Source organism: Blautia sp. 1001283B150304_161114_C9 (assembly GCF_015668165.1).
Lineage (GTDB): Bacteria > Bacillota > Clostridia > Lachnospirales > Lachnospiraceae > Blautia_A > Blautia_A wexlerae.
Map to the genome: position 1 here is coordinate 18331 of NZ_JADPGO010000004.1, position 23873 is coordinate 42203.

The window sequence follows — 23873 nt, forward strand, 5'->3', positions numbered from 1 at the left end:
ACCTTGTTCAGGCTAACATCTATTATACACTACTGCTTTTTTATATCATTATTATTCACTTTCCTATCATAGCAGATTCTGCCTTAAAATAAAAGCTTTGTAATCAAATGGCAACATTTTTCACAATTTTTTCACGTTTTTTTTATGAATTTCGTTCATCTTTTTCACTTTTTTGACAGTCAGTACAAAATCTGTTAAAATAAACAGAAAAGTAACTGTCAAACAGTTGCACAGAAAGCACTGTGAAAGGAAAGAACACGTATGAATATAAACAAACACCTGATTCTTCTTTTCTCTGTCTTATTTTTTCTTTTTGCTGTATCTGTAAGTAGCGGCTGTTTCCGCAAAAATGAGTCAGATGTAAAGAGTGTAGTCAGAAATGAACTGGATCAGTTAAAAAATCTCGATTCAGAAACTACGCAAAAATACATACCCTATACAGAGCTGTTCCCCGATGCCACAGAGAATACTGATTTAACTGATGAAATCAATGAAACCTTTTCTCTCTTTTTCCGGAAATTTAATTACAAAATTTCGGATGTCATCGTCGGCACAGCCAATCATTCTGCCACTGTTTCTGTCAAACTGACCACAATCGATTCCAAAGTTCTTGCCAGAGATTTTAAAGCAGAACTTCTCCGGACACAGATCACAGAGTCAGCCCAGGCACAAAAAGGAAATATCAAAGATTCTTCCAGATCTCTTGAGGCTCATTATCTGATCCTGAATCATCTTTTAAACACAAATGACTATGATACAGCTGAGACAGACTGTAACATACAGCTTGTCAATACAGGCAATGATAAAAAGGAAAAATGGAAGATCCAGCGTACCAATTCTCTGGAAGATGACCTTGTCGGCGGTCTTATAGCTGATCTGGCAGATCCGGATATCCTTTCACCGGAAGATACCCTGACCGTCTATCTTGACACTCTACAGAAACTGGATTTGAAAGAAATGACATCTTATCTGGGTGTAGTAAATATCATGAATACATCCGATACTGCAAAAAATTCCATTGCCTCAGCACTTGCCGAACAGATTCATAAAAATTTTAATTATGTCATTAAATCCAGCAGTGAAAATGGATACAATGCCACTGTTACAACTGAAATTACAACCTTTGACAGTGATTCGATCCTGGCTGATTATCAGGAAAAGCTTGATAAATATCTGGCTTCTGCTGACGCAGTTATCGATGGCTCCCAGAAACGATACGAGAAATCTTTCGAAATTCTTCTGAACAGCATCAATGATAATACCGTTACTACCGTCAATGATGTAGATTTTGTTCTAATCAATGATGGGGTATCCTGGAAACTTCAGGATGAGGGAAATACTTTGGGAAATGCTATTTTCGGTACTTTGACAGATTCTCCTCTCGAGACTTCTGATTCTGAGGATGAAAATATTTCTGCCGATACAGATAAGCAGACAGATGATAATACTTCTACTGAAAGCAGTTCCAATTAACGATTAGTCAATCGGATATTCGCAATCCGCTTCCGCTACTTGCTCATAACCAAATAACTGCTTCGCAGTTTGGTTAAACAACTAAAAAGGCCACCATATCACAGAAATGTTCCTTTCCCGAATCATTCTATGATATGGTGGTCTTTTTAATCTTTGTCTTATTCTTTTTACATCCCCGTTATAATTTTGATAAACAGTAAAACCAGAACGATCAGAATAATCGGTCTTACGATTTTATTTCCATTTTTCATTACCATTCCAGATCCTACATAATGCCCTGCAATGGAAAAAACAGAAGCTGCAAGTCCAAGATATATGACAATCTTTCCACTAAATAAAAAAACAACTAATGCCATTATATTAGAAGAAAGATTTGCAAGTTTCATAGTTCCGGAAGCTTTCGCTACGGGAAGTTTTGCTACTCCTGTATATAAAATAAGCAGAAACGTACCAGTTCCCGGCCCATAAAAGCCATCGTAGCAGCCAACAGCCAGAGAACACACCGCACACAAAATCCACTGTTTCTTTCTGGAAATCTCTACATTGCTGTTATCATCCAGATTTTTCTTCTTCATTACATAAAACGCAACAATAGGAAGTACTGGAATCAGCATCCATTTTAATATCTTGTCACTGGCAAGAAGCGCAATATGAGCGCCTGCAAAAGAACCGACAAGAGCCATGGAAATACATGGCAGCGCAACTCCCCAGTCTACAAATTTATTCTTACATAAACGTGCTGTTGAAATCGCTGTCCCAGTTGCCGAGGATAATTTATTCGTTGCTATCGCATTGTGCATCGGAACCCCTGCAAGCAGATACGCAGGCAGGGAGATCAAACCACCCCCGCCTGCGATAGAATCAACTAATCCTGCAAGGAATACCAACGGGCATACAATCAAAAACGTCTGAATTGTAAGCTCCATCCTTATTCAGTTACTTCCTCCGGTCTTACTTCCAGTTCCAGTTCTTTTAACTGCTCCTCGCTTACGCGGCTCGGAGACTGAGTCATCAGACAGGAAGCATCTTTAACCTTCGGGAATGCGATTACGTCACGGATGCTGTCAACTTTCGCCATAAGCATTACCAGACGGTCAAGTCCGTATGCCAGTCCGGCGTGAGGCGGAACTCCATATTTGAATGCGTCCAGAAGGAATCCGAACTGCTCGTGAGCAGCTTCTTTTGTGAATCCAAGTGCTTCAAACATTCTCTCCTGAATATCATCCTGATGGATTCTGACACTTCCTCCACCAATTTCATTACCGTTTAATACGATATCATATGCTTTTGCACGAACTTTTCCAGGATCTGTATCCAGAAGTGGAAGGTCCTCTTCCATAAGCATGGTAAATGGATGATGCATTGCTGTGAAACGATTCTCTTCTTCACTCCATTCAAGAAGCGGGAACTCTGTTACCCATACGAAACGATACTCATTCTTATCAAGAAGATCCATCTGCTTTGCAAGTTCCAGACGAAGTGCGCCAAGTACATCATAAACCAGTTTCTTCTTATCTGCTGCAAACAGAAGTAAGTCTCCTGCTTTACCATCCATAGCTGCTACCAGAGCATCCATCTCTTCATCTGTCATGAATTTAGCAAAAGAAGATTTTCTTGTGCCATCTTCAGCGATTGCAATGTATGCAAGGCCTTTTGCACCGTAACCTTTGGCAAACTCAACCAGTTTGTCAATTTTCTTACGTGGCATAGCGCCCTGTCCTTCTGCATTGATACCACGAACACTGCCGCCATTTTCCAACGCAGAAGTAAACACGCTGAATCCACAGTTTTTAACTACATCACTTACATCATGAAGTTCCATTCCGAAACGCATATCCGGTTTATCAGAACCAAATCTGTCCATAGCTTCCTGCCATGTGATACGCTGGATTGGAAGTTTTACATCAATATCAAGTACTTCCTTGAACAGATAAGCAAGGAATCTCTCATTTACATCAATTACGTCATCAACATCTACAAAAGAGAGTTCCATATCGATCTGGGTAAATTCCGGCTGTCTGTCCGCACGAAGGTCTTCGTCACGGAAACATCTTGCAATCTGGATATAACGGTCATAACCAGAGCACATCAGAAGCTGTTTGTACAGCTGCGGAGACTGTGGCAGACCATAGAAATGTCCCGGATGAACACGAGACGGTACCAGATAATCTCTTGCACCTTCCGGTGTACTCTTACCAAGCATCGGAGTTTCAATTTCAAGGAATCCTTCTTTTGCGAAGAACTGTCTTGTAAGCATCATGACTTTGCTCTTAAGCATAATATTCTTCTGAAGGTCAGGTCTTCTTAAGTCAAGATAACGATATTTCAGACGGATTTCATCTTTTGTCTTGCTGTTCTCTTCAATTGGGAACGGAGGTACCTCTGCTTCAGACAGAACACGAAGGGATTTTACGCGAAGCTCAATTTCACCTGTTGCAAGATTCTTGTTAACAGCGCCGCCTCTTTCTTCTACCACACCGGTAACAGCGATTACGAATTCACTTCTCAGCTTACCTGCTTTTGCAAAACCTTCTTCATCAATGCTGCCATTCTCAAAAATCAGCTGCATGATACCAGAACGGTCTCTTAAATCTACGAAAATAATTCCGCCTTTATCGCGGGCTTTCTGAACCCATCCCATAAGGACAACTTCTTTGCCGATCATTTCCTTTGTTACTTCTGCACATCGGCATGTTCTGTGCAGTCCCTGCATACTTTCAGCCATGTTTCTTTCCTCTTTTCATGCTTTCTATATTATAAGAATTGTTGTAACTATCCGGCAGTCTGCTATCTCGCAATGTTGCTGAACAGTTACGAATTATTACATTCTGTCTTTAAAGAATTCTACAAACTCTGTATAGCCCTCTGCTGTCATCTGATCTTTCTGGAATTTCTTATTCTTCTTCATAATAGAAATATTGATCTGTGTTCCGGCATTACGCTCTTCCTGAGCCTGTTTCAGAATCGTCAGCATCTTGTCTGCCGGCATATTCTTCTCGATAAGATATGCTTTCTTACCATTCTTTGTCGGGATTTCATAATTTCTCTCAAGAAGAAGCATTACGATTCTCTCGAATCCAATTGAAAATCCGCAGGCAGATGTATTGTTTCCTGTAAATTTACCGATCATCTCATCATAGCGTCCACCGCCGCCTACGCTGCCGCCAAACTCATCCATAGAGATTTCAAAAATCGGTCCTGTATAATAAGACATTCCACGTACCAAAGTCGGATCGAAAGACATCTTAAAATCTGCTGTCTTAACAGAATCTACAGTAGAAATGATTGTTTCAAGGTCCTCGGCAACCTTAGGATCCAGAACATCTTTTAATTTCTCCTTGCAATAACGGACACCCTCAATGTCAGAAGTGATCTCTTTGAAAAGTCCAAGATAAGTATCAATGCTCTCTTTTGCAAATCCTTCCTTCTCCAGTTCTTCTGCAACACCTTCCAGACCAATCTTGTCCATCTTGTCCAGAATGATAAACACAGTGTCAAAGCTTTCCTGTGGGAATCCGCTGTACTGCGCCATCGCTTTTAAGATTTTTCTGTCATTGATGCGAATCGTAAAGTTGTGGAAATCCAGCTTTCCGAGCAACGTTGTGGTAGCAAGAACCAGTTCGATCTCAGCCAGATAAGTAGGCTCACCCAGAATATCAATATCACACTGCATAAACTGACGGAAACGTCCTCTCTGCGGTCTGTCTGCTCTCCACACATTACCCATCTGAAGTGCCTTAAAAGGAGCCGGAAGCTCATTTGCGTTGTTGGAATAATATCTGGAAAGCGGCACAGTCAGATCGTAGCGAAGTCCGGAGTCAACCAGATCACTTTCTTTCTCTGCTTCCGCAAGTTTCAGTTTCTCCCCACGTTTCAGGATCTTGAAAATAAGTTTCTCATTCTCTCCGCCCTGTTTACTGGAAAGATTTTCAATATGTTCCACACATGGTGTCTCTATAGATGAAAAGCCAAATGTTCCGTATGTTTCACGAATCATGTTCATCACATAATTACGGATTTCCATCTCTTTTGGTAAAATGTCCTTCATACCGGTTACCGGTTTCTTCTTTAATGCCATGTTGTCCTCCTCTTTTATAAAAATTCTGCCCGTCTCCATTATGAACCACTCTCTGAAACGCAAGAAAAACCTGCATATCAAAATTTTTTACTTCATCAATCATCAACTCCATAACTGAAGAAATATCAAATCCTCTTCTGTATGGTCTGTCAGAGATCAATGCTGCATATACATCGCAGACTCTGAGTATCCGGGCACCTATGGGTATGTCATCACCTGCTTTATTGGACGGATATCCACTGCCATCATAATTCTCATGATGGTACAGGATACTCTCCAATACAAAATCCGAATATCCCTGCCCTTTAAGTTCCTCATATCCCAATGTAGAATGCATCCGGACATACTTCAGTTCCTCGATCACCAGAGGATCCTGCTCCTGTCCGTTAATATAACTTGTCAGCTTCAGCTTTCCTATATCATGGAGCATTCCTGCTATTGCAAGCTCATAGCACTGTTCATGCGGCAGTCCCATCTCCTCTGCAACCGCATAAGCCAGATTACTTACCAACATTCCATGATGCAGTTCAGAAGCAAGGTCAAATTCCAGGATCCTCTGCTGTGAACCTGCCGCTGTCTTTTGTACTGTGTCCAAAATGTTACCTCCACATCCTACAGCCAGGTAGCTATTGCTGTCCGTTTTCTCTCGATCATCTCATCAATGCGGGAAATATAATTAGAAACGTCTTTTACATTCTCCACACGTTCAATTCTCTGTCCATGGTCAAAGACCAGCTTGGAAGAACCGCCTGCCCCCAGTGCGATGATAGGCTGTTTTTCCTCCATAATCAGTATATTGTAAATTCCCGCTTTGTCAACCTTTGCATAGCCAACATTTTCAAAATTTCCCTTCATATTCTTCTGTCTGTACAGATAATAAGGACCCATTCCCATTTCATACGCAGTTTTCATGGTCAGATCCATAATTTCCTGATTATTCTCAAAAGACATTTCCTGATATTTCTCTTTAAAAGTATTCAGCCTTGCTGCACGTTTCACTGCCAGTGAATGTACGGTAATACTGTCCGGTGCCAGTTCACGAACCTGTTCAAGAGTCCGCTCTACCATGTGAATATCCTCACCCGGAAGACCTACGATCAGATCCATGTTAATGTTATCGTATCCCAGCTCTCGTGCCAGATGAAACGCTTCTTTTGTCTGCTCCACAGTATGTCTGCGGCCGATAATATCCAGGGTTTCCTGATTCATAGTCTGTGGATTTACGGAAATTCTTGTTACCGGATACTCCCTGATCGCCATCAGTTTTTCATGTGTGATACTGTCCGGTCTGCCGGCTTCCACAGTAAACTCTGCCAGTCCTTCATAGCCAAAAGCTTCTCCCACTGTATCCAGGAGCTTACGGATCTGATGTGGAAGCAGTGTAGTCGGGGTACCGCCGCCAATATAGATGGTGTCCAGTTTTCTTCCCTTCATCATAAGAGCAGTCTCTCTTACCTCCCGGCAGAGAGCTTCCACATATTCATCTGTTCTCTTCTCCCACACTTTCAGCGGATAGGAGCTGAAGGAACAATACAGACAGATACTTGGGCAAAACGGGATTCCAATATAAAGGCTATATCCATTTTCATAGTCAATATCCTTCAGAATCTCTCTTTCCCTGTTTGCAATAGTGATGGCAAGCGCTGTTTTCTGCGGGCTTACCAGATATCTCTCACGCATCTCCCGGGCTGCTTCCGTATTTTTCATTCCGGATTCGATCATTCCCATTGCCAGTTTGGCAGGACGTATTCCTGTCAGATTTCCCCATGGAAGAGTTCTGCCCGTCAGTTTTACCAACAACTGATACAGAGCATATTTGATATTATCTTTATTCTCTTTTCTCAGAGCATGAGCATCCTGTATTCCACAGCCTGCATTCTCTTTAGAAAGTATGTCTGCGGAAATTACCCCTTTTTGCTCTGTTTCCTGTTTCGACAGATTCTCTGTCCTTTCGTATTTTATGATATAACTGTCATTATCCTGTTCCACACTGAAGCGGAGGTCATACTCTGCTTCAGCATTTTCATAAAGAGTATGTATCTCCGCTTCGGGATAAAACGCTTTGATCAGTTCATAAACATCATGTTCAAAATCTCTGTTCTCAAACAGAATGCCTATTTTACACAAATGGATTATACCTCTTTTCATAACCAATAGTGGTAGATGCATCATGTCCGGGGAAAACCTCGGTCTCTTCAGGAAGCGAATCTACCAGTTTATGGAGACTTCTCACGATTTCTGCTGTACTTCCACCCGGAAAATCCGTTCTTCCAACAGAGCCATAGAACACTGTATCACCGCTGAACAATACACCTTCATCTTTCAGATAATAACAGCAGCTTCCTTTGGTATGTCCCGGTGTATGGATCATCTGAACGGAAAATCCCGCCAGTCTGATAACATCCAGATCCTCCAGAAATACATCCGGCACAATAGAACATCCCTGTCCATAATGTACAGTCATATTGATCGAAGGTTCGCGGAGCATCTCCTCTTCCTGACGACAGGCATAAATCGAAATATTATATTTCTCCTTTACTGCCTGTGCAGCCAGAATGTGGTCAAAATGTCCATGGGTAAGAAGAATCGCCACCGGTTTTCCATTCATCCGGGAAATCTTCATTTCAATCTTCTCCGGACAATCTGCGGGATCAACAATGATCAGTTCTCCGGTTTCTATATTCTTAAGGAGATAGCAATTTGTATATACAGGTCCTAATATACATTTCTGTAATTCTAAATTCTTCATGTTATTCCTTTCTGTCAATCTGCAGCAGTTCCATAAAATAATGTTCCAGCAGATTTTTCCATGATCAGCCTGTAGTTCTCTCTACGTCAATGACACTCTCTACCTGACGGATCTTCTCGATCAGGGAACGCAGTTCCTCTTTGCTTCCAATCTCAAAACTCATGGAAATAGTTGCCTTCTCCTGCTTGCTTGTACGGCTGTTGATACTTCGCAGGTCGATCTTACGTTCTGTAAATATTTTAGAAAGATCCACAAGAAGCCCTGTACGGTTATTTGCATAAACCTGAATCTCAGCCATATACTTCTCTTTTTCCTTGGTATCAGGCTGCTGCCACTCTGCCTCAATCAGTCGTGTCCTGTCTGTCTCAGACATATTCAGCACATTGACACAATCTGTACGATGAATTGTGATTCCACGTCCTCTTGTAACAAAGCCTACAATCTCATCACCCGGGATTGGATTACAGCACTTGGAAAAACGGACTGCCACATCATGGATTCCTTTTACCACAATGCCGCTCTTACTCTTGGCAATGTGAAGCTTTTCCTGTGTCTCAGAAGCAGCCTCAAGAACCTGCTCGTCTGTCAGATTCTTCTTATTTTCCTTATCATATGCCTCCACCAGCTTATTGAAAACCTGACCTTCTTTCAATCCGCCATGACCAATTGCAGCAAGTACTGAATCCCAGTCCCTGAAACCATATTTACGCAAAACAGCTTCCAGATACTGGTTTTTTGTATAATTTGCAATCTTAAATCCCTTTGCGCGCGCATACTGCGCAAGCATCTCCTTACCTTTAAGAATATTATCTTCTTTTAATTCCTTCTTGAACCACTGGTTAATCTTGTTCTTTGCCTGAGTACTCTTAACCAGTTTCAGCCAGTCGCGGCTTGGTCCCTGAGAATTCTGGGAAGTAATAATCTCAATACGGTCACCGTTTTTGATCTCATATTCAATAGGAACCAGCTTACCGTTAACTCTGGCACCTACCATCTTATTTCCGACTGCACTGTGAACACTGTATGCAAAATCCACCGGTGTAGAACCACTTGGAAGTGTTTTAACATCTCCCTGTGGAGTAAAACAGTAAACACTGTCCGCAAAAAGATCCAGGTCATTCTTCAGAAGACTCATGAATTCTTTGTTATCAGACATGTCTCTCTGCCATTCCAGAATCTGACGCAGCCAGTTCAGTTTCTCTTCCTCACTCTTACCTACAGGAGCTTTTCCGTCAGACGACTCCTTATATTTCCAGTGTGCAGCGATACCATATTCTGCAGTTCTGTGCATTTCATAAGTACGGATCTGGATTTCAAAGGGCTGTCCGTTAGGTCCGATCAATGTGGTATGCAATGACTGATACATATTGGGTTTCGGCATGGCAATATAATCTTTAAACCGTCCCGGAATCGGCTTATACATCTCATGGATCACACCAAGGGCAGCATAACAATCCTTCACTGTATCTACAAGAATACGGACAGCAAATAAATCATAAATCTGATCAATAGTCTTATCCTGATTTACCATCTTCTTGTAGATGCTGAAAAAGTGTTTTACACGTCCGTCCACCTGCGCCTTAATATTGGCATCATCCATATGTTTCTTAACTTCTTTTACAATCGCACCTACAAACTGTTCTCTCTCGCTTTTACGCAGGGCAACCTTATGCACCAGGTCATAATATACATCCGGCTTAAGGTATTTCAGCGACAGGTCATCCAGCTCTACCTTTATCTTGGAAATACCCAGACGCATGGCAATAGGAGCATAAATATCCATGGTCTCTCTGGCCTTTTCCTGCTGCTTTTCAGGACGCATATACTGTAAGGTACGCATATTATGAAGACGGTCTGCAAGCTTGATCAGAATAACTCTGATATCCTTAGCCATGGCAAGAAACATCTTTCTGAGGTTCTCTGCCTGAACTTCTACTTTATCCGCAGAATAAGATAACTGTCCCAGCTTGGTAACACCATCCACAAGAAGTGCAACCTCTGAACCAAATTCCTTCTCCACTTCCTCATAGGTCATCCAGGTATCTTCAACTGCATCATGAAGAAGACCTGCAACTATCGTTTCTTTGTCAAGTTCCAGATCTGCCAGAATGATGGCAACACACAAAGGATGAATGATATATGGCTCTCCAGACTTTCTCTTCTGTCCTTCATGAGCTTCACTTGCAACCTTATATGCCTTCTCTATCATGGAAATATCTGTTGATGGATGATACTTCAGAACACTGTTTATCAGTTCTTTATAAAGCACCTCCGGACTTGTAAAATCATGCATGGTCTTTACTGCCGCATCTGCTCTCTTTACAGATTCCAGCTTCTCTTTTTCAACCTGCATTTCATCTTTTTTTGCTTCTGTACTTTTTGTTATCTCTGTCATATGCTCCCACCTGCCTGTCCTGCACAATCAGCTGTGCTTATTTACCATCATAACAAATTACGGACGCTACATCATACCCATTCAGTCTTTCGCGTCCCTTTAAACCTGCAAGTTCCATGAGAAATACAACCTTGACAACCTCACCGCCAAGCTGTTCCACCAGCTTGATCGCTGCTTCGATCGTACCGCCTGTTGCGATCAGATCATCAACGATAACCACTTTCTGACCTGGTTTTATGGAATCTTTATGCATTTCAATCTCTGCACTGCCATATTCCAGATCATAGCTTACAGATACTGTTTCGCGGGGAAGTTTGCCTTTTTTACGAATCGGTACAAATGGTTTATGAAGATTATATGCGATCGGTACACCAAAGATAAAGCCTCTGGACTCTGTTCCTGCAATCACGTCCACATCTATATCCTTAAGACAGTCCTGCATGGAGTCGATTGCCAACTGCAGGCCATCCGCATCCTGCAGAACACTTGTAATATCTCTGAAAATAATCCCCGGTTCAGGAAAATCCGGTATACTTAATACATAATCTTCAATTTTCTTCATTTTATTTCTCCTCCAGTGTGTGTTATATTGCTGTTCGCTCATAAATATTTTATAGTATATCACCTTTTTATTTCAGAATCAAGTTACTGTTAAGCCCTGACATTTGTATTTCCAGGCTTACCGGCGGTTACAAAACAGGCGGTAGTATTAACAGTAATTCTGAATAATAATCTGAAGACTCTCTCGTCCCCTGAATCTGTTGATCTCCGGATAATAAGTAACAGAAATACTGTCTTTTTCCCTGATAAAGTTCACAAAATCCTCTGCTTCTCCGAAATAAATGCCTTCCACTGAAATTCCCTGTGGATCGAGAAGTTTTAATTTTACTACATTTTTATTTTTCCCGATAATACTGTGATCAAGCACTCTGAGATTTTTCTGCGCAAAGACCGGTTTTGTATTCCCTTTCCCAAAGGGCTCCAAAAGCGAAATCTGTTCTACCAGTTCTTTTGTAATATAAGACACAGGCATCGGCACATCAATCACGATCTTAGGACGCAATTCTTCGTCCGTCAACGTACAGTTTACATTGAGACGTCTCCGGAATTCTTCTATATTTTTTTCTTCTATAGAAAGACCTGCTGCCATCGGATGACCTCCAAACTGTATCATCAGGTCTGCACATTTTACCAGTTCTTCATACATAGAGTAACTTTCTATTGATCTTCCGCTTCCTTTTGCACTTGTCTCACCGCCCGTCAATACAAAGGCAGGCCTGTGATATTTTTCCCTGATCCTGCCTGCTATAATACCGGCAAGACTTTCATGACAATCCGGAAGATAAACTACCAGTACTCTGTCATTTTTCAGCTCTGTAGCCTCTATGATCCGGATTGCCTCTTCTTTTCCTTTCTCAGTGAGAGCTTTTCGGCTCTGATTAAGAGCTGTAAGATCTCCGGCAAGCCTTGCTGCTTCTTCCTTTGTTTTTGCATTGAGAAGTGCAAGAGAACGGGCAGCTGTATCCAGTCTGCCACTGGCATTGATACATGGTCCCAGCACAAATCCGATATGATAAGCTGTGATTTTAGCATCTTCCAGAGAATTTGCTCGGATCAGTTCCTGCAATCCTTGATTTTTGGTATTTTTCAGACGGTACAGTCCTTCTTTTACCAGAATCCTGTTCTCTCCCTGAAGATCCATAACATCTCCTACTGTTGCAATAGCCGCCAGTTCATAATAATCTTCCAGCTCCTCTGCCGGAACACCAAATCTCTCGTAAAGTGCTGCAATATATTTAAAGGCCACCACTGCCCCACACAGGTTTTTATTCGGGTATGGACAATCATATTGTTTCGGATTCAAAATCGCATCTGCCGGCGGAAGCACCATCTGGCGTTCTCCCTTTTCTTCCCTGTAAGGAACCTCATGATGATCTGTAATAATCACTGTCATTCCCTTATCCTTTGCCATCTGGATTTCAGCAGCCGCAGCAATTCCATTATCACAGGTCACGATTGTATCGATCCGGTCCGTTTCCGCTCTTTCTATAAGATGTGCATGAATCCCATATCCGTCTGCAACTCTGTCCGGAATATAAGTATCCACATCTGCTCCGATCCTCGCAAGGCCTTTCATTAAAATGTATGTAGAGGTCACACCATCAATATCATAATCACCAATAATACGGACTTTTGCTTTCTGCGATATTTTTTTCTCCAGGATATCTACAGCTTTTTCCATATCCTTCATCAGCCAGGGAGAAGGAAGCTCTTGTACTGTTCCTGACAGATACTCTCTTATCTTATCTTCTCCGATCACATCTCTGTTCCTGATCAGTCTCGCAATCACCGGATCAATATGAAACTGTTGACCGATCTGGTTAAAATCTGCTCTTTTTGCTGCTATTACCCATTTCTCCATATATTTTCTCTCCTCATAAAAATATCCCGGAGTTTTACCCCGGGATATTTCTGTCTGCCTGTTTTCCAGACAATTATTGTTTTATTCAGCATCATCATTCTGCTGTTTCTTAGCTGCTTCTTCGGCAGCCAGACGTTCAGCTACTCTTTTTCTGTTTTTCTTCTTTGGCTGAGTCGGATCTTTCTGTGATACATCACGTGCTTTCTTCGGTTTTGAAGAAGACTTTGCGGATGCGGAAGCTGTAGCAATTGCCGGCTGTCCTTTTCCTGCAAATTTCTTTTTCATTACATACCACAATGCACCTGTAATACATACAGAAGAATATGCACCGACAAGAACACCAACCATCAGAGGTGCTGCAAATTCACGGATAGAAGAAACACCCATGATATAAAGTACAGCTACCATAACAAAAGTTGTAAAAGAGGTATAAATACTTCTTGTAAGAGTCTGAGTGATACTTGCGTTTACAATTTCTGCCAGTTTTTCTCTGGAACCACTGTGAAGGTTCTCACGTATACGGTCAAAGATAACGATTGTAGCATTGATAGAATAACCTACGATCGTAAGCATACAGGCAATAAATGTATTACCGACAGATACTCTGGCAATAGCATAGAATGCAAGTACGACCAGAACATCATGTAGAAGCGCAAATACAGCACTGCTTGCAAAACGGATGTCTTTAAATCTGAACCAGATATAAAGAAGCATACAGATTGTAGCTACTATAACGGCTACAAGCGCATCACGACGCATTTCACTACTTACTGTAGAAGAAATACTTTCTGTGGAAATTGTGCTGTCATCTACACCAAATTTCTCAACCAGTGCACTCTGCAGAGCTTCACGTTCGCTCTGATTCAGAGAACGTGTTTTGATCACAACCTGATTTGTTCCGACTACCTTTGTAGGCTGAACATTCTTATCTCCTGTCACCTCTTCTACAACAGGAGTTACTTCGGAATCAATGGTCTTGATATCCATATCTTCATTAAATGTAACAGTTGTAGAAGTACCGCCTGAGAACTCAAGGCTGTAATTTAACGCTTTGTTTCCTGCATGTGAATTAGCAAACATCGCTACCGGACCGCAGAGGATCAGGATAATGGAAATAACAAAGAATACTTTCTTCTTTCCAAGAAAATCAATTGCCTTACGTTCTTTTGCAGATCCGTAGAATTTCGGATCACGCACACCAACTGCATAAAGTGCATTTACAACCAGTCTGGATACAACCAGCGCTGTAAACATGGAGATCACGATACCAAGGGCAAGTGTATAAGCAAATCCCTTAACAGTACCTGAACCAAGCCACATCAGCACAAAGGCTGCGATCAGCGTTGTAATATTTCCATCAAAGATTGCAGAGAAAGCTTTGCTGAAACCGGACTTAATAGAATTCCTTACTGAAACTCCTGCACCAATTTCCTCTCTGATTCGGGCATAAATAATAACATTGGCATCCACCGCCATACCGATACCAAGGATAATACCCGCAATACCCGGAAGAGTAAGAGTAATATCAAAGGCATTCAGCGTGATCAGCATTAATGATGTATAAAGAATCAGTGCGATACCTGCAACTACACCAGGTACGCGGTATGCAATGATCATAAAGATAATAACGATGATCAGACCGATTGCACCTGCAAGAACACTTGTAGAGATTGCTTCTTCACCAAGCTGTGCAGCTACAACACTGGAACGAAGTTCTTCCAGTTCCAGTCCCAGAGAACCGATACGGATATAAGAAGCAAGGTTCTGTGCTTCTTCTAGGTCAGACATTCCGCTGATCTGTGCTTTTCCGCCGGAAATCTCTTCATTTACATTCGGAGCACTGATAATGTTATTGTCATAGACGATAGCGATCTGCTTGCCTACATTATTCTTTGTAGCTTCTGCAAATTTTGTTTTACCACTGTTTTCTCCATCAGAAGTAAGAGTAAGACTTACCACATATTCCTTTGCACTTGTGTTCTGATTCTGGATCGCACCACCCTGGGCATCTGCTACATCAGAACCTTCCAGAACAACACTTCCGGATTCCTTGATCTCATCCATAGTTCTGGAGAGAACATATCCATCCTGTCCTGTAGTAAAGTTCTGGTTTCCGTCAGCATCTTCTTTTGTGATGAAATACAGGGAACCTGGTTTACCCAGATCATTCAGAATAGTATCTGCATCTGTAACACCAGGAATTTCAACTGTAATACGGTCTGATCCTTCCTGGTATACCTGAGCCTCAGTACTGTACTGCTCTACACGCTTCTGAAGCTTGTAGATCGTATCTGACATCTCTTCGCTTGTCGGATTGCTCTCCTTAGCCTGGTAGGTAATGCTGACACCACCGGCAAGATCAAGACCCGTGTTGATATGTTTTGCTGCACCGGTTCCGGTAGGACCGATACCTACGGCTGCAGTAAAGCAAAAGAACACAGTCAGGATCAGTGTCAGAAGCAGCACTACGATTCCTTTACTTTTCTTCATAGTTCTTTTCCCTTCTTGATTTTTTGTCCGCGGTCATGTTCATCCGCCTGCCAGCCATTTTCTGTTATGATAACAGCCGACGGCGGTATCAGTCAGACAGATTACTGCCCACTAATCACATGCCAGTGCGGCTTTTATCATGATGGCGCACTCCACACGTTTTCTCTGGAGTTCGCATCCGATTTCATAATTGCCTTTGATATCTCCCTGGAAATGGAATGCATTTGCCGCACATCCGCCACTACAGTAGAAACGTGCGAAGCAGTCTTTGCAGTCTTTCTTTGTGTAAACGTTGCATCCGCCGAATTCCTTCTGGATTTCCGGCTTTGTAATGCCTTCGTCTACATTTCCCATGAGATACTGTTCTTCACCAACAAACTGGTGACATGGGTAAAAATCACCCCAGGGTGTTACAGCCAGGTACTCTGTTCCTGAACCGCAGCCTGACAGTCTCTTGTATACACAAGGGCCACCTGTAAGGTCGATCATAAAATGGAAGAAGTTAAATCCTTTCCCCTCTTTCTCTCTTTTAATCATTTCTTTTGCAAGAGTATCATACTCTTCCATGATCTGTGGGATATCCTCCTCACGGATCGCATATTCCTCCGTATCAGCCGCAACTACAGGCTCTACGGAAATCTGTTTAAATCCAAGATCTGCCAGATGAAGCACATCCTTGGAGAAATCAAGATTATGGTGGGTAAAAGTACCTCTTACATAATACTTGTCCTGATTTCTGGATTCTGCAAACTTCTGGAACTTCGGCATGATCAGATCATAGCTTCCTGCACCTTTTCTGAATGGACGCATGTAGTCATGTACTTCCTTACGTCCGTCCACACTGAGTACAACGTTGCCCATCTCTTTATTGCAGAATTCCATTACTTCATCATTCAGAAGAACTCCGTTTGTTGTTAAAGTGAAACGGAATTTCTTATTGTGAAGCTTTTCCTGCTCTCTGCCATATTTCACTAGGTCTTTTACAACCTGCCAGTTCATCAGCGGCTCACCGCCAAAGAAATCTACTTCCAGGTTTTTTCTGGAACCGGAGTTCGCGATCAGGAAATCAAGAGCTTTTTTGCCGACTTCATAGGACATAAGAGCTCTTCTGCCATGATATTCGCCTTCTTCGGCAAAACAATAACGGCAGGCCAGATTGCAGTCATGAGCAATGTGCAGGCACAATGCTTTTACAACGGTCTGCCGGTTATTTGAAAATTCTTCAATTACATTCTCATAAACATCTTTTGTAAAAAGCATTCCATCTTCTTTCAGCTTATTACATTCTCTTACAGATGTCTCAATATCTTCTCTGTTATATTTGTTTTCCAGTTTCTCTGCAATAGCTTCTGCGCCAAGGCCCTCTTCCAGATATGGAAGAACCTCATATGTAACCTCATCTACCAGATGGATGCATCCACTGTTGATATCCAGTACAATATTAAAGCCATTGCTTTTATAACGGTGAATCAGACTCATTTTACTAAAATCCTTTCTAAGCGTAAGATAAGCAGCGGAATAAAAGTTCCGCTGCTTATCTCATTTCTCCATAGCTGATCTTATTTCTGCTCGCAGCTCTGGTTTCCTACTGTACAGGAAGTTTTACATGCGGACTGGCAGGAAGTCTGGCACTCGCCACATCCACCTTTTTTTACAGTGTTCTGTAAATTCTTTGTATTCAGGGTTTTGATATGTTCCATAACTCTATCCTCCTTATGTAATTATATTCTTGGCATAGTATATCATATATCTTTTCATTTTAAAAGCTTTTTTTTACGACAGCATTCCACCCAGTGTTCCACCGCCTGTGCACATAAAAAATGTTGTAACTGCATGAGCTACACTCATATCCCAACCGCCTTTTGCCATAACAGAGACAGTCAACAGTAATACATAGTAAGCCAGACCTGTGATAACACCCCACAGATATTTGTCTTTACGCACAATTTTGCCGGCCATAAAGCCTCCCATGAAACATGCAAGTACATAAATTATAATAATCCCCGCATCTACAGCTGTTTCTCCCAGATCAAAAGCAAACAGTACCAGGGCCAAAAGCAGTAATGCCACTCCTGTTAATACATATGCAAATAATAGTGATTTCAAAATTGCTCTGACTTTCATTGCTTCCCCTCCTGTTAAACTATATGGGGGAGGAATCAGTGTTATTCTTTTATTTCTTTCTCTTTTTTATAAATACAGCCACACCGGCGATCACTGCAGCTGCCACAAACAGTATCACAAACGGCATAATTGATGTTGTATCTCCGGTATTTACTGTATTGTTATTTTTCACAGCTTTATTTTCCGTTAAATTATCATTCTGATCAGAAGACGAACCATTATTGCTGTCAGAACTGTCATTCATAGATACTGTATTGTTCTTTCCGGAATCAGGACTCTGACTGTCGGAGGAAGCCGGTGCAGGAGTTACCGCATCTGTGTCGTCCGTATCATTCCCCGCATCAGGTCCTACTAATTGTCTGCTTCCTGCAATTCCAAATGGACTGAAAGAATGTGTGCTGAATACCATAATACCATTCTCTACACTCGGAATAATCGTCTCAGTTGCCCCGTTATCCAGGAGATGTTCGATAGTATACTGATATCCGGATTTTACCGGCACAGTGACACTGATATAATCTCCATTAGGGATCTCATATTCTGTATTATTCTTAAGATCCCAGAGTTCAAATTCATAAGACTGGAAAATCATTGCATCTGATTCATTGGTAAACTGATAGCTGTCACCGCTTGAAACTCTGAACTGTACATACCATGGAAGATTAACTCCGCTTACTGTAATACCGTCGCAGGTATGATTAAGTGCGGCCCTCTCTTCTTTTTCTTCATCAGAAAGAGAATCCTCTGCATCTGTAGGACGGTCATCCTTATCGTCCGGCAGAACAGGATTATCAAAGATATTATCATCTGCGCCATCTTCATCATCTTTCTTCGTATCTTCTTTATCCTGTGTCATATCATCTGCAGGTTCCAGCTTACCGGTAGTTTCTGTATCTTTATCCGTCTTATCTGCATTGCTGTTATTATCTTTGTTGTTTTTATTATCTGTTTTATCTTCTTCAATCTTATTCTCTTCATTGTCTGTATCAGTTTTATTATCCTGATCTGATTTACTTTCCTTATCTTCTTTATTGTCTGTATCAGCGTTTTCATCTGCGGCAGGTTTTTCCGACGAAGTTTCAGGCGTTTCTGTTGGATCTGCATTTTCTGTTGGATCTGTTTTACCTGAGCCTTCTGTCTTATCAACATTATCACTATCCGTAATACTGTTCACTATTACATTGATGTAACCGACAACCGCGCCGCTCTCCGGATCCCATCCATCCACATGGCTTAAATCCTGCCCTTCTGCCGGTATAAGAAGTACCTCACAGCTCTGTACACGCTGTGCAGGAACGAAACTTCCATCTGCCCATTCAAAAGTTCCATATTCCGTTGCCGGAAGTTCTACATCCGCAAGTTCTACAGGCTTATCAAGCGTGATGTTGTCCGGGATCAGAGAAGACACAGTATTCTCCTGTGACTCAGCCGCACTGACCTGTCTTGTTACACCCGGTATATTATTTCCTGCAATCAAAGCCGCTGTTAAAGCCGCTGCCGCAAAAATACCCGTTCCTTTTAATTTATTTTTTCTTATTCTATTTATATTATTGGACATATCGCACCTCTATATTTATATTCGATTCTTATGTTTCCTGATAATCATTTTTTTACTTTCAGCCAAATATCAGTTCTCTTTTTACATAATACAACAATATTACATATCTGTATATTATCAAACTTTTATCATTTTGTAAATATTCTGTAATGTTTTTTTTCATTTTAATCGAGTGAATTATAACACAAATCTTACTTTTTCGACAGTCCTCTTTTAAATTTTTTTATACTATCTTTGAACCAAAAGCTTTTTCTTGATTTTTTATATGAAATCATGTATATTTTGCTTAAATGTTTTATGATATGATTCAATCAATAAAGATAATCAAAAGGAGTGAATAAATCTTGGATTCAAGTATTGCCTTTCAGACAGTGGCGATTCTGATACTGATCGCACTTTCTTCATTTTTTTCTTCTGCGGAAACCGCTATGACAACCGTAAATAAGATTCGGATACAGTCTCTTGCCGAGCAGGGCAACAAACGTGCTGTTATTCTGGAAAAAATAATTTCCGATTCCCCAAAGATGCTCAGTACCGTATTAATCGGAAACAACATTGTAAATATGTCTGTTTCTTCTCTCATGACTACACTCACCATAAAGATTCTGGGAAACGCATATGTAGGAATCACAACCGGCATCCTGACTCTGCTGATTCTCATTTTCGGTGAGATAACCCCCAAAAACCTGGCAACAATCCATGCTGAAAAATTGTCCCTGGCCTATTCAAGAATAATATACGGGCTTATGATTCTCCTTACTCCCGTTGTTTTCATTGTAAATAAAATAACAGAAGGTGTACTGGTCATTCTGCATGTTAACCCGGACGAAAAGGCAAATGCCATGACTGAACATGAACTGCGTACCCTCGTCAATGTAGGTGAAAAAGACGGCGTCATTGAAAACGAAGAAAAACAGATGATCTACAATGTGTTTGATTTTGGCGATTCAACTGCAAAAGATGTCATGATTCCCAGAATCGACATGACCTTTATAGATATCAATTTTTCCTATGATGAACTTATGGCGGTCTTCAGTGAAGATATGCATACCCGTTTTCCGGTTTATGAGGACAACACTGATAACGTAATCGGTATTATCAATATGAAAGATCTTCTTGTTTATCCAAAGGACAAACCTTTTTCAATCCGCAACATCCTGCGTGAGCCTTATTTTACCTATGAATACAAAGCTACAGCAGACCTGATGATCGAAATGCGTAAAGCATCCGTCAATCTGGCAATCGTTCTGGACGAATACGGTGCCACAGCCGGTCTGGTCACATTGGAAGACCTGTTGGAAGAGATCGTAGGTGAGATTCGCGACGAATACGATGAGGATGAAGTCGAAGATATTAAAGAAATCCAGCCTGAAAGAGAATATGTTGTTCAGGGTTCTGCCAAGCTGGATGATATCAACGAAGCCCTCCATATTAATCTGGAATCTGAAGATTATGATTCTATTGGCGGATATATTATTGAACAGCTTGACTGCCTTCCCAAAGAGGGTCAGTCTGTCACACTTGAAAGTGGCATCCGCCTGGTTGTTGACCGTCTGGACAAAAACAGAATCGAACTTGTCCACATCTGGCTTCCCGAGAAGAAAACTGAAACAGAAGAACAGCCGTAACTGTCATCTCTCCAGCATCAGTGAAAATTGTTTCACGATTCTGGAGAGTTCTCCTGTAACCGCATCAATTCCTTCTTCGTTCTTTCTCCAGTTTTCTCTGGTAATTCCATCTGCATTCACAGGCACCACATAAAATTCTGTTTTCGGATACAAGAGCTGATAATACATCAGACATCTTCTTGCATGGTAAGATTTGCAGCACAAAATCGCTCTTTCTATTTCCAGTTCTGCATGATCTGTCACCTGTCTGGAATAAATTGCGTTCTCATAAGTAAAGGTTGCCTGATCTTCTTTCAGGATTTTCTGATCCGGAACTCCGTTTTTTATAAGAACATCCCTGAGAAATTCCCATTCTGTTCCATATTCCTTATTATATACATTGCTTTTTTCAAGAACGCCTGAAAACTTTCCATTTACTACGCTGTATTTTCCACTGGGCAGAATCCAGTCCGCCATCCCTTTCTTAAACAATTCTGCTGCTTTTTCCGCCATCTGCGGATAACCATTTCCAGGGACAAAAATAATATCAGATTTTTCCGGCTTGTTTTCTGCAAAAATAAACTCTTCTGAACTTTTTAAAAATTTTTCATATACGTCATTCATCATTACTAACTCCTCGTTATCTGTTTTTTCTACAGCACCTCTCAAATAATGCGTTTGTAACAGTCCAACAGAATTTCACGCTCTGATGAGCCGGAACAATATGCATTATTTACGAAGATTTCTATGGAATTTCTATAGATAGATACAGTGTACCATATTTTTTCTATTAACGTACAACCAAGTTAATTCTTAAAACTATGTCCCCCACTGCTTATGTTACTGTTCACAGCAACACGTTTCGCGATGCACAGACTTCCAATATTTCCAGAAGGCTATTTTGTCACAATAACCGTACTGTAACCATCATCCCTCAGTCTCTGCTCCATATTTACTGCATTACCAATCTGCTGATAGGCACCTGTCTGAACTTTATACAATCCGTTTTCATGTAACATAAAAGAGGGATAACCTTTTTCCAGTAACTGATATAACATACGGTCCGCATTCTCTTTTTTTCTGAACGCTCCAGTCTGCACTCTGTAATAAAGCGGTTCCTGCACTGTTTCCTCATCCAGACTTCCAAGAATCGCATCTGCAATTCCCTGAGCTATATCGCTAAACTTGTTATCAAACAGTTTATTATCTTCTTCGGAATTGATAAATCCGGTTTCTATTAAAAGAGCCGGCATCCTGGTTCGTCTGAGGACCACAAGTCCCGGCCGCTCTTTTACACCGATTTCGCGGAATCCCACTTCTCCCAGAGCTCCCAGAATATTCTCAGCCATCTGATATTTAATCCCGCTTTTATCATAAATCAAAACTTCCGCTCCATTATACTGATTTTCCTTTGGACTGCTGTTTCGATGAAATGAAATAAAGTAATCTACTCCTGCCTGATTTGCAAGCTGTGCCTTCTCAAAAGGTGTCTGATAGACATCACCGGTACGGGTATAAGAGATGTCAATCCCTTTATTTTTTAAAATCTCACCTACCGCAAGAGCAAGTTTAAGATTGTCATTCTTTTCCTGTCTTCCCTTATATACGGCTCCCGGATCCTGACCTCCATGTCCGGCATCCAGCATGATCGAATATGCCATGACGACACTCTGCTTTCTTCATATACTCTTTATACTATATGAATTAAAAATATAATTGTGCAGGTCGCTTGACTTTTTCACACTAAAGCGTTATACTTTAAAACGTCATAGTCGAATAGCCCGATGACATTATCCGAATCATTTACCAGTACTGCTTTCCCTGCAGAAAATCATTCGGATTCAGGTAAGTTTTATATTATCAAATAATAAACGCAATTCTTACCTGACTTAATTTAAACATTATATTAGGAGGATATATCATTATGAAAAGAAAAGCATTAGCAATCACTCTTGCAGCAGCCATGGCTATGGGAACCTGCGCAGTAACAGCAAGTGCTGCTGACGGAGACAAATATACAATCGGTATCTGTCAGCTTGTGCAGCACGAAGCTCTCGACGCTGCGACACAGGGATTCAAGGATGAAGTCACCAAAGAACTGGGAGAAGACGCAGTTACCTTTGACGAGCAGAACGCACAGGGAGATTCCAACACCTGTTCTACAATCATTAACAGCTTTGTTTCCAATAATGTTGACCTGATTCTTGCAAATGCAACTCCTGCTCTTCAGGCAGCTGCAGCAGGGACAAGCGATATTCCGATTCTTGGTACTTCTGTTACTGAATACGGTGTTGCGCTTGGACTGGATGATTTCGACGGGACTGTGGGCGGAAATATTTCCGGAACTGCAGACCTTGCTCCCCTTGATCAACAGGCAGCAATGCTCAATGAACTTTTCCCGGATGCAAAAAATGTAGGTCTTCTCTACTGTTCTGCCGAAGCAAACTCTCAGTATCAGGTAGATACAGTAAAAGCTGAACTTGAAAAACTCGGATATACATGTGAATATTATGCATTCTCTGACTCTAATGATCTCTCTTCTGTTGCTACAACAGCAACTGACGCAAGTGATGTAATTTATGTACCGACAGATAATACAGTTGCTTCCAACACAGAGATCATCAACAACATCTGCCTTCCGGCAAAAGTTCCGGTAATCACAGGCGAAGAAGGTATCTGCAGCGGATGCGGTGTTGCGACACTTTCCATCAGCTATTATGACCTTGGTGTTACAACCGGTAAGATGGCTGTTAAGATTTTAAAGGACGGTGAAGATATTTCCACAATGCCGATCGAATATGCACCAAACTTCACAAAAGAATATAACAAAGATATCTGCGAAGAGCTGGGCATCGAAGTTCCGGACGATTATGTTGCAATCGGCGAGGCTGCTGAAGAAACTGCCAAATAAATCCGGTCAGACAGTTGAAAAATACTCACACCAACAGGATTTTAAATAACAGCTTATCAAACAGTT

19 protein-coding genes are annotated in these 23873 nt (G+C 41.3%); 3 read left to right on the forward strand and 16 right to left on the reverse strand.

Annotation, left to right across the window (positions count from 1 at the left end; translation table 11 throughout):
* Positions 1 to 261: 261 nt before the first annotated feature.
* On the forward strand, positions 262 to 1473 hold the full coding sequence (locus I4V44_RS02985) for a hypothetical protein (protein ID WP_025578890.1): 1212 nt from the start codon (positions 262 to 264) through the stop codon (positions 1471 to 1473).
* Positions 1474 to 1640: 167 nt separating this feature from the next.
* On the opposite strand, the gene I4V44_RS02990 is transcribed toward I4V44_RS02985, so the two are convergent.
* The 14 genes from I4V44_RS02990 to I4V44_RS03055 all read right to left on the reverse strand — a co-directional run bounded on the left by I4V44_RS02990 (position 1641) and on the right by I4V44_RS03055 (position 19289).
* Complete coding sequence (locus I4V44_RS02990; RefSeq protein ID WP_008703716.1) at positions 1641 to 2399, reverse strand: sulfite exporter TauE/SafE family protein; 759 nt, start codon at positions 2397 to 2399, stop codon at positions 1641 to 1643.
* A gap of 2 nt (positions 2400 to 2401) precedes the next feature.
* Positions 2402 to 4198 carry an aspartate--tRNA ligase gene (gene aspS / locus I4V44_RS02995; RefSeq protein ID WP_022380379.1) on the reverse strand — a complete coding sequence of 599 codons (1797 nt, stop codon included), beginning with the start codon at positions 4196 to 4198 and terminating at the stop codon, positions 2402 to 2404.
* Between the two features lie 96 nt (positions 4199 to 4294).
* Positions 4295 to 5551, reverse strand: a complete 1257-nt coding sequence (gene hisS, locus I4V44_RS03000) for a histidine--tRNA ligase (protein WP_008703721.1) — start codon at positions 5549 to 5551, stop codon at positions 4295 to 4297.
* Positions 5484 to 6146 (reverse strand): HD-GYP domain-containing protein, encoded by a 663-nt coding sequence (locus I4V44_RS03005; RefSeq protein WP_022380377.1) that lies wholly within the window; start codon positions 6144 to 6146, stop codon positions 5484 to 5486. Before I4V44_RS03005 ends, hisS begins: the two co-directional genes overlap by 68 nt.
* A gap of 17 nt (positions 6147 to 6163) precedes the next feature.
* Positions 6164 to 7699: a coproporphyrinogen dehydrogenase HemZ gene (gene hemZ, locus I4V44_RS03010; protein WP_196002306.1), complete on the reverse strand. Its 1536-nt coding sequence runs from the start codon at positions 7697 to 7699 to the stop codon at positions 6164 to 6166.
* Positions 7671 to 8300, reverse strand: a complete 630-nt coding sequence (locus I4V44_RS03015) for an MBL fold metallo-hydrolase (RefSeq protein ID WP_196002307.1) — start codon at positions 8298 to 8300, stop codon at positions 7671 to 7673. Before I4V44_RS03015 ends, hemZ begins: the two co-directional genes overlap by 29 nt.
* Positions 8301 to 8364: 64 nt before the next feature.
* On the reverse strand, positions 8365 to 10695 hold the full coding sequence (locus I4V44_RS03020; RefSeq protein ID WP_118586339.1) for a RelA/SpoT family protein: 2331 nt from the start codon (positions 10693 to 10695) through the stop codon (positions 8365 to 8367).
* Between the two features lie 37 nt (positions 10696 to 10732).
* Positions 10733 to 11257 (reverse strand): adenine phosphoribosyltransferase, encoded by a 525-nt coding sequence (locus I4V44_RS03025; RefSeq protein ID WP_008703730.1) that lies wholly within the window; start codon positions 11255 to 11257, stop codon positions 10733 to 10735.
* A gap of 147 nt (positions 11258 to 11404) precedes the next feature.
* The gene (gene recJ, locus I4V44_RS03030; RefSeq protein ID WP_196002308.1) at positions 11405 to 13117 is read right to left on the reverse strand and encodes a single-stranded-DNA-specific exonuclease RecJ; all 1713 of its coding nucleotides are present in this window, start codon (positions 13115 to 13117) and stop codon (positions 11405 to 11407) included.
* Positions 13118 to 13198: 81 nt separating this feature from the next.
* Positions 13199 to 15607 carry a protein translocase subunit SecD gene (gene secD / locus I4V44_RS03035; protein WP_118586330.1) on the reverse strand — a complete coding sequence of 803 codons (2409 nt, stop codon included), beginning with the start codon at positions 15605 to 15607 and terminating at the stop codon, positions 13199 to 13201.
* A 111-nt stretch (positions 15608 to 15718) separates the two neighbouring features.
* A complete protein-coding gene (scfB, locus tag I4V44_RS03040; protein ID WP_178687602.1) occupies positions 15719 to 17086 on the reverse strand; it encodes a thioether cross-link-forming SCIFF peptide maturase in 1368 nt (455 codons plus the stop codon).
* Positions 17087 to 17166: 80 nt separating this feature from the next.
* The gene (gene scfA / locus I4V44_RS03045; RefSeq protein WP_008703734.1) at positions 17167 to 17307 is read right to left on the reverse strand and encodes a six-cysteine ranthipeptide SCIFF; all 141 of its coding nucleotides are present in this window, start codon (positions 17305 to 17307) and stop codon (positions 17167 to 17169) included.
* Between the two features lie 73 nt (positions 17308 to 17380).
* Positions 17381 to 17731: a TIGR04086 family membrane protein gene (locus tag I4V44_RS03050; RefSeq protein ID WP_196002309.1), complete on the reverse strand. Its 351-nt coding sequence runs from the start codon at positions 17729 to 17731 to the stop codon at positions 17381 to 17383.
* Positions 17732 to 17780: 49 nt separating this feature from the next.
* Positions 17781 to 19289: a hypothetical protein gene (locus I4V44_RS03055; RefSeq protein ID WP_118575574.1), complete on the reverse strand. Its 1509-nt coding sequence runs from the start codon at positions 19287 to 19289 to the stop codon at positions 17781 to 17783.
* 344 nt (positions 19290 to 19633) lie between these two features.
* Here I4V44_RS03055 and I4V44_RS03060 point away from each other — a divergent pair, with 344 nt between their 5' ends.
* Complete coding sequence (locus I4V44_RS03060; RefSeq protein ID WP_118575576.1) at positions 19634 to 20917, forward strand: HlyC/CorC family transporter; 1284 nt, start codon at positions 19634 to 19636, stop codon at positions 20915 to 20917.
* A 3-nt stretch (positions 20918 to 20920) separates the two neighbouring features.
* Here the strand turns inward: I4V44_RS03060 and I4V44_RS03065 are convergent, their stop codons facing one another.
* Together I4V44_RS03065 and I4V44_RS03070 are read right to left on the reverse strand one after the other, a co-directional pair.
* Positions 20921 to 21523 carry a YdcF family protein gene (locus I4V44_RS03065; RefSeq protein ID WP_330363408.1) on the reverse strand — a complete coding sequence of 201 codons (603 nt, stop codon included), beginning with the start codon at positions 21521 to 21523 and terminating at the stop codon, positions 20921 to 20923.
* A gap of 269 nt (positions 21524 to 21792) precedes the next feature.
* Entirely contained in the window at positions 21793 to 22557 is a 765-nt protein-coding gene (locus I4V44_RS03070) for an N-acetylmuramoyl-L-alanine amidase (RefSeq protein WP_008703740.1), read from the reverse strand.
* Positions 22558 to 22820: 263 nt separating this feature from the next.
* Between I4V44_RS03070 and I4V44_RS03075 the strand changes: the two genes are divergently transcribed.
* On the forward strand, positions 22821 to 23807 hold the full coding sequence (locus tag I4V44_RS03075; protein ID WP_008703741.1) for an ABC transporter substrate-binding protein: 987 nt from the start codon (positions 22821 to 22823) through the stop codon (positions 23805 to 23807).
* The last annotated feature ends 66 nt before the right edge of the window (positions 23808 to 23873 follow it).

Excerpts from the sequence above, each read along its gene's own strand:
- I4V44_RS03015 (WP_196002307.1), bottom strand. The coding sequence starts at position 8,300 with ATGAAGAATTTAGAATTACAGAAATGTATATTAGGACCTGTATATACA.
- hisS (WP_008703721.1), bottom strand. The coding sequence starts at position 5,551 with ATGGCATTAAAGAAGAAACCGGTAACCGGTATGAAGGACATTTTACCA.
- recJ (WP_196002308.1), bottom strand. The coding sequence starts at position 13,117 with ATGGAGAAATGGGTAATAGCAGCAAAAAGAGCAGATTTTAACCAGATC.
- I4V44_RS03020 (WP_118586339.1), bottom strand. The coding sequence starts at position 10,695 with ATGACAGAGATAACAAAAAGTACAGAAGCAAAAAAAGATGAAATGCAG.
- scfA (WP_008703734.1), bottom strand. The coding sequence starts at position 17,307 with ATGGAACATATCAAAACCCTGAATACAAAGAATTTACAGAACACTGTA.
- I4V44_RS03025 (WP_008703730.1), bottom strand. The coding sequence starts at position 11,257 with ATGAAGAAAATTGAAGATTATGTATTAAGTATACCGGATTTTCCTGAA.
- hemZ (WP_196002306.1), bottom strand. The coding sequence starts at position 7,699 with ATGAAAAGAGGTATAATCCATTTGTGTAAAATAGGCATTCTGTTTGAG.
- aspS (WP_022380379.1), bottom strand. The coding sequence starts at position 4,198 with ATGGCTGAAAGTATGCAGGGACTGCACAGAACATGCCGATGTGCAGAA.
- I4V44_RS03070 (WP_008703740.1), bottom strand. The coding sequence starts at position 22,557 with ATGGCATATTCGATCATGCTGGATGCCGGACATGGAGGTCAGGATCCG.
- scfB (WP_178687602.1), bottom strand. The coding sequence starts at position 17,086 with ATGAGTCTGATTCACCGTTATAAAAGCAATGGCTTTAATATTGTACTG.
- I4V44_RS03050 (WP_196002309.1), bottom strand. The coding sequence starts at position 17,731 with ATGAAAGTCAGAGCAATTTTGAAATCACTATTATTTGCATATGTATTA.
- I4V44_RS02985 (WP_025578890.1), top strand. The coding sequence starts at position 262 with ATGAATATAAACAAACACCTGATTCTTCTTTTCTCTGTCTTATTTTTT.
- I4V44_RS03065 (WP_330363408.1), bottom strand. The coding sequence starts at position 21,523 with ATGATGAATGACGTATATGAAAAATTTTTAAAAAGTTCAGAAGAGTTT.
- I4V44_RS02990 (WP_008703716.1), bottom strand. The coding sequence starts at position 2,399 with ATGGAGCTTACAATTCAGACGTTTTTGATTGTATGCCCGTTGGTATTC.
- I4V44_RS03075 (WP_008703741.1), top strand. The coding sequence starts at position 22,821 with ATGAAAAGAAAAGCATTAGCAATCACTCTTGCAGCAGCCATGGCTATG.
- I4V44_RS03055 (WP_118575574.1), bottom strand. The coding sequence starts at position 19,289 with ATGTCCAATAATATAAATAGAATAAGAAAAAATAAATTAAAAGGAACG.
- secD (WP_118586330.1), bottom strand. The coding sequence starts at position 15,607 with ATGAAGAAAAGTAAAGGAATCGTAGTGCTGCTTCTGACACTGATCCTG.